Here is a 13,077-nt window from a genome sequence, read left to right on the forward strand (position 1 = left end):
CCTCGGCCTGTTTGAGCACGGCGATGATCTGGCTGTCGGTGAAGCGGGATGTCTTCATGGAACCTCCTCGGAAAAGGGTACGAGAAAATTCCACTTCTGGCGTCAGCTAACCTGCGGGGGGATTACCATTGCATGCAAGCGCACAATCATGTTGGTTGTACTTCCAGGTTCAACGCTTCCCACCAAAAATACTGCCGAAAATACCGCGCACGATCTGCTGGCCGATCTTGTTGCCCACCGTGCGCGAAGTCTGCTTGGCCATTGCTTCGAGCATGCCCTGGCGGCGGCTGGTGCCGAAGACTGCATCCTTGACTGCCTGGCCGAAGCCGCTGTCGTGCGCATCGTCGTCTTCGCGGGTGCGAGCGGGTGGGGCAGCGCTGTGTTCGGTCACCTGGTCAACACGGCGTGCGAGCAGTTCTGCGGCCGATTCCCGATTGATGGCGGTGTCGTACCGCGTGCCGACCGGGCTGGTGGCGCGCACCTGTGCGCGCTCGGGTGCGGTGATCGATCCCATGCGGCAACGCGGTGGTGCGATCAGCGTCTGTTGCACCGGCGCCGGCACGCCCTTGCCCTGCAGCGGCGACACCAGCGCCTCGCCAGTGCCCAGGCTGGAGATGGCGGTGGCCACATCGAGCTTGGGATTGCAGACAAAGGTCTGCGCGGCGGTCTTGACCACCTTTTGGTCGCGCGGGGTGTAGGCGCGCAATGCGTGCTGCACGCGGTTGCCGAGCTGGCCGAGGATATTGTCGGGAATGTCGTCTGGAAACTGCGAGCAGAAATACACGCCCACGCCCTTGGAACGAATCAGGCGCACCACCTGTTCGATGCGCTGTACCAGCGCAGGTGGCGCATCGTCGAACAGCAGGTGCGCCTCGTCGAACACGAATACCAACTTGGGTTGTTCCAGGTCGCCCACTTCGGGCAAACGTTCGAACAACTCCGACAATAGCCATAGCAGGAACGTGGAATACAGCTTCGGCTTGAGCACCAATTGGTTGGCAGCCAGGATGCCGATGACGCCGCGGCCATCGGGCGCCACGCGCATCAGCTCGGCCAGCTCCAATGCGGGCTCGCCAAAAAACTGCTCGCCGCCGTCCTGCGCTAGACGCAGTAAAGAACGCTGGATGGCGGCCACCGATTGGCTGGACACCAGCCCGTAACTGGTAGAGAGCTGCTTGCGTTCTTCGACGACCAGCGCCAGCAGCGCGCGCAGGTCGTCCAGATCCAGCAGCAGCAAACCACGGTCGTCGGCCAGCTTGAACACGATGTCGAGCACGCCGGACTGGGTGTCGTTGAGTTCCAGAATGCGCGCGAGCAGGGTGGGGCCCATCTCGCTGACGGTGGTACGCACCGGGTGCCCGAGCTGGCCGTACAGGTCCCAGAACACCACCGGGTTGGCGGCCGGGGCGTAGTCGGCAATGCCCATCTCTTTGGCGCGCTGCAGCACACCGGGCGCGTCATCGCCAGCGACGGCCAGGCCGGCGACGTCGCCTTTCACATCGGCCAGGAACACCGGCACGCCCAGCCGCGAGAAGCCTTCGGCCAGGGTCATCAAGGTCACGGTCTTGCCGGTGCCGGTGGCGCCGGCCACCAGCCCGTGGCGGTTGCCGAAGCGTCCTTCCAGCACAACCGGGATGTCGTCGGTGACGCCTTTGCCGAGCAGGAACGAGGCCATTGCGCAGATCCGGTGGGAAAGTTCGGATTCTAGCGGGCAATCCCGGCGGGCAATGCCAGCCTGCACATCAGCAGCTTCTGACGCGGCAGCATCGATCAAACCGGCTGATCACGCACACGCCACGCCGCAGCTGCACGCTCAGTCACGCATCGTCGCGGGGAGCCGGTTTGCAGGTGCTGCATGCTTGGATCACTCGCCTCAAGCTAACGGCCCACTGACCCCGGCGACCCCGCCGCCTTGCCCCGGTGTCGCCCCGGCGGCTACCCTGCCTGCCTTTCCGCTGTACTGCCTACGATGCCGCTCGCTCATTTTGGTTTGCGCCCATGGCCGGTTCTGGTCGTGGTTGCGTTGATGTCTGTCGTCCCCGCCGCCCACGCTATCTCCAAACGCGACACGGAGAAGGCTGCCGCGCTCGATGCGCGCATGGCCGCCGCCGAAAAACGCTATCGCGATGCGCTGGTGCTGGTGAACAACTCCGACCCCAAGGGCACCGCCGAAGGCGATGCCGCGCTGGAGGACATGGAAGACATCATCGACGCCTGCATCAAGCAGCGCGGCTGCCTGGTTTCCAATCAATTGGCCACCTACAAGCGCCTGCTCAAGGCGCGCGCCGATGCCGAAGCGCCGGCGGCTGAAGATCCGGAAGACGACGACACGCTGCTGCAAGCCGACCCGGACCATCTTGGCCCGGCGTCGAACGGCGTGCCCGAGGCCGCGCGTGCTGCCACGCTGCTCAACGACCAGCGCCACGACTTCGACAAGATGGTGCAGTACAACCCGGCCGTGCAGGCCGGCATCCGGCGCTGGCTTACCGATATGCGCCCGGCGCTGCTCACCAGCTACGAGAACTACAGCAACCTGCGCGGGGTGATGTGGCCGGAATGGCAGAAGCGCGGCCTTCCCGAGGCGCTGCTGTTCGGCATCATGGCCAAGGAATCCAATGGCAAGGTGCACGCCAGCTCGCGCGCGGGCGCGGCCGGGCTGATGCAGTTCATGCCGGCCACTGGGCGTCGCTTCGGGCTGGGCCCGGACGGCACCGGCTTCGACACGCGTTTTGATGCACGCAGCGCCGCCGAAGCCAGCGCCGCCTATCTCAACGAGCGCATGGCCGAGCTCAACCGCAGCATCGAACTGGCGCTGGCCGCCTACAACGGTGGCGAAGGCCGTGCTGCGCGCGTGTTCTCGCAGAGCGGTGGGCGCGGCTTCTGGGATCAGGACGTCTACAACCAGTTCCCGGCCGAAACCAAGGACTACGTGCCGATGGTGATTGCGGCGGCGTGGATCTTCCTGCACCCGCGCCAGTACGGTGTGGACTTTCCCAAGCTCGATGCGCAGCCGGCCACACTCAAGCTGGCCAAGTCGACCACCATCTACGAACTCACCATCTGCCTGGGCAGCATGGGCACGCGCGACGGCTACATGCGTGCGCTGCGCAATCTCAATCCGCGCTATGAATCCGATGGCTGGATTCCGGCCGGCACCGTCATCAACGCCACCAACCGCATCGCCAGCCTTTACACGCGTTACTGCGTTAACGGCCCGCGCGCGGATCTGGCTCGCACGCTGATCACTGCCGATCTCAATAACGCAATCGTCCGCAGCAGTAGTGCGCCCGAATACGTGCCAAGCGTGGCGGTGGGCGATGTCAGCCAGATGGCCGGCGTACCGACCACCGTGGCCACCGGCAAACCTGTGGTGGCCAAGCCCAAGGCCAAGCAGGTGCGCAACTACACCATTGCCAAGGGCGACACGCTCGGCCGCGTCGCGCAAAAGTACCAATGCGAGATCAAGGAACTGGCGAAGGCCAACGGCTTGAAAGCGCCCTCGTACGCGCTCAAGCCGGGGCAGAGCATCAAGCTGGCGGGTTGCGACCGCTGAACCTGCGAAGGCGGTGCCGTGCTGGTAGTCGAGTCCTGCAACGGCGGTGCGTCTGGCCTGTGCTCGCTGCCGTAGGCGCAGACCCGGCCGCGACGAAGCCGTCCCGGTCGCCCCCTTGGGCGGTGTGTTCTCAATCGAAGGCTGGAAGACGGCGCGTGGATGCAAGACGAGTCGTCGGGAATGCGTCTTCGCGGTCAGGTCCGCTCCTACCAGGCATCGCTTCAATCCGCCGGCGAAATGCAAGTGTCTGACCGGGGCGGACGGACGTTTCTGCAGTGAGTTCGCCATCGAGCATGGCGACACACTGCGGCAGCAAGACAATCACGGTTCGAGCCGTATGGACGCGCCGCGCCTCACTCAAATGATGCGCCTAGATGCCGGACGGGCCGCTGCGCGTCAGCGCACTTGCCAGCGTGCGAGCGCTTGACCCGGCCGTACCGATGTCTCTGCTGCAGGTCTTCCGTCGAGCTTGGCCACACCCGGCGGCAGCAACACGGTGGAGCCGTAATTCAAGCGCGCCACGCCTGATTGAAATGATGCGCCTGAATGCCGGACGCGCCGCTGCGCGTCAGCCAGGCTGACGACGTGCGAGTGCCTGGCCAAGCCGGACCGACGTTTCGGAACCAAGTCCGCCATCAAGCTTCGCCACACCTGGCGGCAGCAACACGATCACCGTAGAGCCGTAGTTGAAGCGCGCCATCTCCGCAAACCTCTCCAGCACGATGCCCTTGCCGCGGTAATCCTTGCGCGTGATGCGGTCGCCATAGCGCGGAATCTCCACGCCGCTCCACACCGTCTCCACGCCGGAAACCAGGAGCGCACCGACCATCACCGAGGCCATCGGGCCGAAGTCGGTGTCGAAGTGGCACACCAGCCGCTCGTTGCGCGCGAACAGGCGCGGCACGTTGCGCACTGCATCCGGGCCCACGCTGAACAGCCGGCCCGGCACGTGCACGGTTTCACGCAAGGTGCCGGTCCACGGCATATGCACGCGGTGGTAGTCCTTGGGCGACAGGTACACGGTGGCGAACAGGCCGTTGTTGAACGGCACTGCCGCGGCTTCGTCACCGAGCAATTCGGCAGCAGTGAATGATTGCCCCTTGGCCTGGAAAATGCGGCCGTTTTCAATCGAGCCGAGCTGGCTGATGCGGCCGTCGGCCGGCATCAGCAATGCTGCTGGGTCGGCGTCCGGCACGCGTGCGCCGGGCTTCAAGGCGCGGGTGAAAAACGCGTTGAAGGTGGGATAGGCGCGCGGATCCGGCTCCTGCGCTTCGCTCAGGTCCACGCCGAACTTGCGCGTCACCGTGTCGATCAACCACTGCTTGGTGGACGGTGTCTCGGAATAGGCCAGCGCGCGCGCCAGCGAAGACAACAACCGGTGCGGCAGCACGTAGGTCAGGGAAGTGACAAGACTCACGGTGCAGTTACCTTGGTCAGCTGTTGGAGGTCGGCGGCAATCGCCTTCGGATCGAGCGGGGGACGGATCAGCCCGGCCAGGCGGCCCTGCGGATCTAGAACAGCGATGCCGGCCGAATGATCCATGCTGTAGTCGTTGGGATTCTGCGCGTAGCCCTTACCCGGCACCTTCTGGAACACAAAGCCCAGCGCGGCGGCAAAGCGTTCCAGCGCCGGCACGTCCGCGGTCGCGGCCAGGGTGTCCTTGTGGAAGGCGTGCGCATACTCGCCCAGTCGCGCCGGCGGGTCGCGCTGCGGGTCCACCGAGACGAACAGCACGCGCGGGCGCAAGCCGTCGGGAATGCTTTCCCATTGCTGCTGTGCCACTGCCAGATCGGTCAAGGTGGTCGGGCAGACATCCGGGCAGAAGGTGAAGCCTAGAAACACCAGCGTCCAATGCCCCTTGAGCTCGCCGGGCACCAACTGGGTGCCGTCGGATTGGCGCAGGCTGAATTGCGGCAGCGGGCGCGGCTGCGGATAAAACGTGATTGTCTTGGTGGGCGGCCATGGCGAACTGGGCGCGTCGCCAAGGAACTTCTGGCCCAGCAGCATCCCCAGGCCAGCGGCCAGCGCCACCAGTAGCACGATGCCGGTATTGCGATTGAACATGGCGGTTTCCAGTGCAACGGACGCTCATGATACCGATCCGACCTTTATAATCGGGGGCCGATTCCTCTTTAGTTGTTGCCATGACTGCCGCCGCGGCCGACGAACTGCACACCATCATCGACCTGATCCGCTACGGCACCAGCCGTTTCAACGCAGCCGGTCTGACCTTCGGCCACAGCTACGACAATGCGCTGGACGAAGCCACCCAGCTGGTCCTGCACGGCCTGCATCTGCCGCACGATCTGGGCCCGGCCTACGGCCAGGCGCGTTTGCTGCGCTCGGAAAAAGAGCAGGTGCTCGGCTTGTTCGAGCGTCGCATCACCGAGCGCGCGCCGGCCGCCTACCTCACTGGCGAGGCCTGGTTTGCCGGCCTGAGTTTCAAGAGCGATGCGCGCGCCCTGGTGCCGCGTTCGCCGATCGCCGAATTGATCGAAGCCGGCTTCGAGCCCTGGCTGGGCGGCCGTGAAGTGACCCGCGCGCTCGACCTGTGCACCGGTTCGGGCTGTATTGCCATTGCGATGGGCCACTACAACCCGCAGTGGGATGTGGACGGCGTGGACATCAGCGACGATGCCCTGGCGCTGGCTGCTGAAAACAAGGCGCGCCTGCATGCCGACAACGTCAGCTTGCTCAAGTCGGACCTGTTCACCGGGTTGGGCGGTCGCCAGTACGACCTGATCGTCACCAATCCGCCATACGTCACCAATGACGAAACCGACGCGCTGCCGCAGGAGTATTCCTACGAGCCCGAACTTGGCCTGCGCGCCGGCGACGATGGTCTGGACCTGGTGCTGAAAATCCTGCGCGACGCGCCGCAGCATCTGAGCGAAGACGGTTTGCTGATTTGCGAAGTGGGCGAATCCGAGCAGCATCTGATCAAGCTGCTGCCGGAAGTGGACTTGGCCTGGGTCGAGTTCAAGGTAGGGCAGATGGGCATCTTCGCGGTGGAATGCCGCGAATTGATCGCCCACGGCGAACGCATCGCCGAGCTGGCCGCGCAGCGATGAGCCTGCGCGCATGAGTGCCAATGCGTTCGGTAAGCTGTTCACCGTCACCACCTTTGGCGAATCACACGGGCCGGCGATCGGTTGCGTGGTCGATGGCTGCCCTCCCGGCCTGGAGATCGCGCCGGAAGAGTTCACCCACGATCTGCAGCGTCGTGCCAGCGGCAAGAGCCGGCACACCTCGGCGCGCCGCGAGGCCGATGAGATCGAGATCCTGTCCGGCGTGTACGAAGGCCGCACCACCGGCACGCCGATCGGCTTGCTGATCCGCAATACCGATCAGCGCAGCAAGGACTACAGCAATATCGCCCAGCAGTTCCGTCCCGGCCATGCGGATTACACCTATTGGCAGAAGTACGGCATCCGCGATCCGCGCGGCGGCGGGCGTTCGTCGGCGCGCGAAACCACCATGCGTGTGGCCGCGGGCGTCATCGCCAAGAAGTGGCTCAAGCAGCGTTATGGCGTGCTGGTGCGCGGTTTTCTGTCGCAGTTGGGCGACATCCGCCCGAACGGTTTCGACTGGGATGCGGTGGAAGACAACCCGTTTTTCTGGCCGCATGCCGCGCAGGTGCGGGAGCTGGAAATCTACATGGACGCGCTGCGCAAATCCGGCGATTCGGTCGGCGCGCGCGTGGACGTGGTGGCCGGCGGCGTCCCGGCAGGCTGGGGCGAGCCGATCTACGGCAAGCTCGATGCCGAACTTGCGGCGGCGTTGATGAGCATCAATGCGGTCAAGGGCGTGGAGATCGGCGACGGCTTCGCCAGCGCGGCGCAGAAGGGCACCGAGCACCGCGACCTGATCACTCCGGAAGGCTTTCGCAGCAACCATGCCGGCGGCATTTTGGGCGGCATTTCTACCGGCCAGGCGGTCACCGCCTCGATGGTGCTCAAGCCAACCTCCAGCTTGCGCCTGCCTGGTGCAACGGTGGATGCCGATGGCAGTGTGGTCGATGTCATCACCACCGGCCGGCACGACCCCTGCGTAGGCATCCGCGCCACGCCGATCGCCGAGGCGATGATGGCGCTGGTGTTGATGGACCAGGCACTGCGCCACCGCGCGCAGTGCGGCGATGTTGGCGAGATCTCGCCGCGCATTCCCGGTCAGGTCGATGTCTGACGCGCGTCGCGCCAAGGTGTGGGTCAGCCAGCCGCTGTTCGACGATGTCGTCGCGCAGCTGGGCGAGCATTTCGAACTGACCACCACCGAGCGCGTCAGTGCGTATTCGCCGGCCGAGCTGGCCGCGCACTTGGCGCCACTGGACGGTGCCCTGATCACCCTCAACGAGCGCATCGGCGCTGCCGAAATCGCCGCGGCGCCGCGGCTGTGTGCGATCGCCAATGTTGGCGTGGGATACAACAATCTGGATCTGGATGCGCTGAGCGCCGCTGGCATCCTTGCCAGCAATACGCCGGATGTGCTCACCGAAACCACGGCCGATCTGGGCTTTGCGTTGCTGATGGCTACCGCGCGTCGCCTCACCGAATCCGAGCGCTGGCTGCGCGACGGGCAATGGGGGCAATGGTCGTTCAAGACCATGCTCGGTGCCGATATCCATGGCAGCACGCTCGGCATCCTGGGTATGGGCCGGATCGGGCAGGGCATCGCACGGCGCGGAGTGCACGGTTTTGGCATGCGCGTGCTGTATCACAACCGTAGCCAGTTGCCGGCCGCCACCGAACAGGCGCTGGGCGCGCAGTACGTCGATTTCGATACCTTGCTGGCGCAGTCCGATCACCTGGTGCTGGTGTTGCCGTACACCAAGGACTCGCACCACATCATCGACGCAGCGGCGCTGGGCAAGATGCGCGCCACTGCCACGTTGGTGAACATTGCGCGCGGCGGCATCGTCGATGAGCTGGCGCTGACCGATGCGCTCGCGAACGGGCGACTGGCCGGTGCCGGTCTGGATGTGTACGAAGGCGAACCCCGCGTGCGTCCGGAGTTGCTGGCGCTGCACAACGTCGTTCTTACGCCGCATATCGGCAGTGCCAGCCTGGCCACGCGCCGCGCGATGGTGCAGCTGGCGGTGGACAACCTGATCGCTGCGCTGGGCAAAGGCCCGCATGCCGGCCATCCGCCGAGCGCGCTCAATGCCGATGCGGTTGCCGCTGCCAAACACGGCGGTACCGACGCGGACGCGAAGAAAACCGGCGTCACCGGCAGCATTTCGACCAAACGATAGGGAACCTCCGCGGCCAGCGTTGGAGGTTCCCCGAACCCAGCGCAGTGCTTCCTCTTTCCCCTTTCGATAAAGACAAACCTCATGAGCAACGAAAACCGTCGTTTCAACGTCGCGGTCGTGGGCGCCACCGGCGCTGTCGGCGAGACCATGCTGAGCATTCTGGCCGAGCGCAACTTCCCGGTCGCCACCCTGTATGCACTGGCGTCGTCGCGCTCGGCGGGCGGGCAGGTCGAGTTCAATGGCGGTAAGGTCGATGTGCTGGATATGGCCGACTTCGACCCGACCGGCGTGGACATCGCGCTGTTCTCCGCAGGCGGCAGCGTGTCCAAGGAATACGGCCCCAAGTTCGCCGCGGCCGGTGCGGTGGTGATCGATAACTCGTCGGCGTTCCGCTACGACGACGACGTGCCGCTGGTGGTCTCCGAGGTCAACCCGGAAGCGCTCAAGCAGCGCCCGCGCGGCATCATCGCCAATCCCAATTGCTCGACCATGCAGATGCTGGTGGCGCTAGGCCCGATCCATCGCACCTACGGCATTGAGCGCATCAATGTGGCGACCTACCAGTCGGTCTCCGGCGGCGGGCGTTCGGCGATGGAAGAACTGGGCAAGCAGACCAGCGAGCTGCTGAGCTTCCAGGAAATCGACCCGCAGCGGTTCCCGGTGCAGATTGCCTTCAACCTGATCCCGCACATCGACGACTTCCAGGACAACGGCTACACCAAGGAAGAGATGAAGCTGGTCTGGGAAACCCGCAAGATCCTCGGCGACGACAGCATTCAGGTGAACCCCACTGCGGTGCGTGTGCCGGTGTTCTACGGCCATTCTGAAGCGGTGGCGATCGAAACCCGCGACAAGATCACCGTGGAAGCGGCGCGCGCGCTGCTGGAAGCATCGCCCGGCGTGGAAGTGGTGGACGAGCGCGCCCCCGGCGGCTACCCGACGCCGGTCACGCACGCCTCCGGCAAGGACGCGGTGTTCGTCGGCCGCATCCGTGAGGACTTCTCGCACCCGCGTGGTCTGAACCTGTGGATCGTCTCCGACAACATCCGTAAGGGCGCTGCGCTCAACGCGGTGCAGCTGGCCGAACTGGTCGCCCAGGAAGGCTAAGAACTGCTGTACTAACGAATGCGCAGCGGCCATCTGGCCGCGCGGTGCTCGGGTTCGGCATGTGCCAGCGGACGTTGCGGTTGCTGTGCGTCGTCCTCACCCGCATGACGACTGTTCGCTGCGTTTTGTTAGCTGCTCCAAGCGGCCTTGCACCTGCAGGCGCGCGCGAGATGCTTCCTTGGGAGGCATCACCGTGCGCAAGCGCTCCCGCAGGTTGCACGCCAGCGCGTTGAAGATGGCTCCAGCCCTCAACAACTCGGGTCCAACCTGCAGGCGCGTGGTCATCGCGCGCCTGCAGGCATGCGCTACCTGCGCGTATCGCTGCATATCGAATAACCCCGGACGTGGGCGAAGTGGGCATGATTGCGCCGCGCCGCAGTCCTGATGCCGGCTTCTCTCACTCCGTTGCCGACTCTGCAGCGATCCGACAGCGCCAGCATCTGTGCGTCCGATGGTGTCACCCACTCGGTTTTTTGCACCATGCAAGCCACGGATGAACCACTGCGCGCGTGATATCTATCGCAGCGTTGTCGCCGATCTGTACGCGCTGTGTGCATCGACCGCACATGCATGCCGCACTGCGGCAGTGGCGCCGTCACAGCGCTCTGCATCACAGCGCCGACTTTTTCGCTCATCCAGCGGCTATATTGATGCCCATGAAACATAGGGGCGGGGGCGCGATGCGTCCGATACAAGGGATAGGTGCGTTGCTGCTGATGGCTTGCAGCGGCGCTGCCATGGCGTTGGGGTTGGGCGATATCCGGGTGCTGTCCAAGCCCGGGCAACCGCTGGTGGCCGAGATTCCGGTCATCTCCAACGAGCCGGGCGAACTCGACAACGCGCGCGTGGCGCTGGCATCGGCCACCACGTTTGCGCGGGTCGGTCTGGAACGCCCGCAAGGCCTGGTCAGCAATCTGCAGTTCCAGTTCGCGCAGGACGCGCGTGGGCGTGCGGTGATCCGCGTGACCAGCAGCCAGGCGGTGGACCAGCCGGCGATCAACTTCCTGATCGAAGTGGAGTGGGACCAGGGCCGGCTGGTGCGCGAATATTCCGCCTTGGTCGATGCACCCAGCACCGCTGCCGCGATCGCCGAGCCGGCCATCCAGGCGCCGCGCGCTGGTGCCAGCAACGCCATCACGCGCGAGCCGGCAGCTGCGCCGGTTGCCAACCGCGATGCACAGGACACCGCCAGAACCGAGCCCGCGGCCCGCGCAGCCGCCAGTGCGCCGCCCGCGTCTGCCACGCAGGCCGGCGATGCGTTGCCGGCCGTGCGCTCGGGCCAGACCTTGTCGGAGATTGCCGCGGTGGTGGCGCGTTCCAGCGGGCATTCGCTGGACCAGACCATGCTGGCCTTGCTGCGCACCAATCCGGATGCCTTCATCAACGGCAACATCAACCGCCTGAAGCAGGGCGCGGTGTTGCGCACCCCGCAGGAAGACGCGCTGGCGCAGGTCGGCGCGGCCGAAGCGGCGGTGATGGTGCGCGAGCAGGCTGCGCAGTGGCGGCAGGCACGCTCGGCGGTGCCGCAACCGGCCGAAGCCGGCGCTGCTGCCGCTACAACCCCGCCACCCGCCACGTCGGCCGCAGCGGCCGGTGGCGGTGCGCGGCTCGAAATCGCCCCTGCAGTGGCGAGTCAGACCAACAAGGCCGGCGTCACGTCCGGTACCAGTGCCGAAGCCGAGGGCGAGATGGCGGCCAACCAACAGTTGCAACAGGCCAAGGAAGACATCGCCACCCGCGATGCGGAATTGCAGGATCTGCGCACCCGCGTGGCCGACCTGGAAAAGCTCAAGCAGCAACAGCAAGCGCTGATCGCAATGAAGGACACCGATCTGGCGGCCGCACAAAAGCGCCTGTCAGAAGCGCCGGCGGCCGCGCAACAAGGCAGTGGTTTTCCAATGTGGTTGATCGGTGGGCTGGTGTTGATCGTCGCTGCCGTGGTGGCGTGGCTAGCTGCGCGTCGTCGCAAACCGTCGCCGCTGCCACCGTTGCCGCGCCGGCAGTACGACTTCGTCCTGCCTGGCGCGCCGACGCAGACCGCCGAGCCGCAAGACGAAGCCCAGGCCACCGAGCCGAGCGAACGCGACGTGCTGCACGAGACCGAATTGGAGCAGGCAGATCTGCGCGAAGACGAGCGCGCACATGAGGCACATCAACCGTTATCGGACGTGCTGCGCCGCGAGCCGCTGCTATCCGCGCCGGCCGCTGCGCCGGCGGCGATCAATAGCGACGACTGGCGCGCGCTGCGTGCCACGCCGCCAGTGGTGGTGACAGAACCGCAGCATATTGCGCCGGTTGACGAGTCGTCTCAGTACGCGGCGCGCGATTCGGTGGAGGTGCACCACGCAGACGTGGAGCCCACGATCAGCGACGTGCCATCCGCAGCTGCAGCCGCACCGATCGCCACGCAGGACAGCGTGGATTTCGATAGCCCGCCGGTGGCACCGAGTGCGACACCCAATACGACCACCAGCCGGGACTTCGCCTCGGCCGGGCGCGATCGCCTGGAACTGGCGTTGGCCTATATGGACCTGGGCGACAAGGACACCGCGCGCGGCTTGCTGCTGGAAGTTGCAGCCACCGGCAATGACGTCACCCGCGCTGAAGCCGCCGAGCTGCTGGAACGCCTGGCATGAGCCCGGCAATCGACCATCTGGCCCTACAGGAAAGTGCTGCACGCGAGCGCCGGATCGACTACGTGGAGTTCGCCTCGGTCGATCCGGACGGCAGCCGCGCGTTTTTCGAAACGGTGTTCGGTTGGCAATTTCAGGCCTATGGCCCGGATTATCTGGCCTTCAATGACGGCCGCCTGGACGGCGGCTTCTACCGCACCTCCGCGCCAGCGCCGGCCGAAGGTGGCCCATTGGTGGTGCTGTATGCCGATGACCTGGCGCCGGTGCTCGAGCGCGTGCGTGTTGCGGGCGGAGAGATCGTCAAGCCGGTGTTCGGCTTCCCCGGCGGTAGCCGCTTTCACTTCCGCGAGCCCGGTGGCACCACCTTGGCCGTGTGGTCCGAGCGCAGCGTCGCATTCAACGACTAACAACTCGCCTGCGCGCTGACTGCACGCGCGCTGCTCGGCATCGGACATTGCTGCTCGTACACTTCACGTTTTCCGCAGTGGCGGGGCCGTGCCGACCATCGCCTGCGATGGAATGATCTGCATGAC

General features: G+C 65.5%; 10 protein-coding genes, 1 other RNA gene and 1 pseudogene. 8 read left to right on the forward strand and 4 right to left on the reverse strand.

The features are described from left to right. Positions 1-169 precede the first annotated feature (169 nt). The gene (locus NX05_RS01290; protein WP_039430979.1) at positions 170-1,675 is read right to left on the reverse strand and encodes a helicase HerA-like domain-containing protein; all 1,506 of its coding nucleotides are present in this window, start codon (positions 1,673-1,675) and stop codon (positions 170-172) included. A gap of 294 nt (positions 1,676-1,969) precedes the next feature. Here NX05_RS01290 and NX05_RS01295 point away from each other — a divergent pair, with 294 nt between their 5' ends. Beyond that, positions 1,970-3,553 carry a transglycosylase SLT domain-containing protein gene (locus NX05_RS01295; RefSeq protein WP_039430977.1) on the forward strand — a complete coding sequence of 528 codons (1,584 nt, stop codon included), beginning with the start codon at positions 1,970-1,972 and terminating at the stop codon, positions 3,551-3,553. A gap of 396 nt (positions 3,554-3,949) precedes the next feature. On the opposite strand, the pseudogene NX05_RS21410 reads toward NX05_RS01295, so the two are convergent. From NX05_RS21410 to NX05_RS01305, 3 genes and pseudogenes are all read right to left on the reverse strand, one after another. Then, positions 3,950-4,075 (reverse strand): annotated as a pseudogene (locus NX05_RS21410) (phosphatidylserine decarboxylase); the annotation flags it as partial. Positions 4,076-4,121: 46 nt separating this feature from the next. Continuing rightward, entirely contained in the window at positions 4,122-4,970 is an 849-nt protein-coding gene (gene asd, locus NX05_RS01300; protein ID WP_010366694.1) for an archaetidylserine decarboxylase, read from the reverse strand. Beyond that, the gene (locus NX05_RS01305) at positions 4,967-5,617 is read right to left on the reverse strand and encodes an SCO family protein (RefSeq protein ID WP_039430973.1); all 651 of its coding nucleotides are present in this window, start codon (positions 5,615-5,617) and stop codon (positions 4,967-4,969) included. The genes asd and NX05_RS01305 overlap by 4 nt, the downstream gene beginning before the upstream one ends. A gap of 80 nt (positions 5,618-5,697) precedes the next feature. Here NX05_RS01305 and prmB point away from each other — a divergent pair, with 80 nt between their 5' ends. The 7 genes from prmB (at position 5,698) to NX05_RS01340 (ending at position 12,951) form a co-directional block, all read left to right on the forward strand. Then, positions 5,698-6,624 carry a 50S ribosomal protein L3 N(5)-glutamine methyltransferase gene (gene prmB, locus NX05_RS01310; protein ID WP_039430971.1) on the forward strand — a complete coding sequence of 309 codons (927 nt, stop codon included), beginning with the start codon at positions 5,698-5,700 and terminating at the stop codon, positions 6,622-6,624. Between the two features lie 10 nt (positions 6,625-6,634). After that, on the forward strand, positions 6,635-7,738 hold the full coding sequence (gene aroC / locus NX05_RS01315; protein WP_039430970.1) for a chorismate synthase: 1,104 nt from the start codon (positions 6,635-6,637) through the stop codon (positions 7,736-7,738). Next, positions 7,731-8,804, forward strand: coding sequence for a 2-hydroxyacid dehydrogenase (locus tag NX05_RS01320; RefSeq protein ID WP_039430969.1), 1,074 nt, complete (start codon positions 7,731-7,733; stop codon positions 8,802-8,804). Before aroC ends, NX05_RS01320 begins: the two co-directional genes overlap by 8 nt. 81 nt (positions 8,805-8,885) lie before the next feature. Beyond that, the gene (locus NX05_RS01325) at positions 8,886-9,911 is read left to right on the forward strand and encodes an aspartate-semialdehyde dehydrogenase (RefSeq protein ID WP_039430968.1); all 1,026 of its coding nucleotides are present in this window, start codon (positions 8,886-8,888) and stop codon (positions 9,909-9,911) included. A gap of 59 nt (positions 9,912-9,970) precedes the next feature. Then, a non-coding RNA gene (locus NX05_RS21415) (sX9 sRNA) lies at positions 9,971-10,045 on the forward strand. 546 nt (positions 10,046-10,591) lie between these two features. Further along, complete coding sequence (locus NX05_RS01335) at positions 10,592-12,547, forward strand: type IV pilus assembly protein FimV (protein ID WP_080764520.1); 1,956 nt, start codon at positions 10,592-10,594, stop codon at positions 12,545-12,547. Next, entirely contained in the window at positions 12,544-12,951 is a 408-nt protein-coding gene (locus tag NX05_RS01340) for a VOC family protein (RefSeq protein ID WP_039430964.1), read from the forward strand. Before NX05_RS01335 ends, NX05_RS01340 begins: the two co-directional genes overlap by 4 nt. The last annotated feature ends 126 nt before the right edge of the window (positions 12,952-13,077 follow it).

It is taken from the genome of Xanthomonas vasicola, assembly GCF_000772705.2.
GTDB classification, from domain to species: domain Bacteria; phylum Pseudomonadota; class Gammaproteobacteria; order Xanthomonadales; family Xanthomonadaceae; genus Xanthomonas; species Xanthomonas vasicola.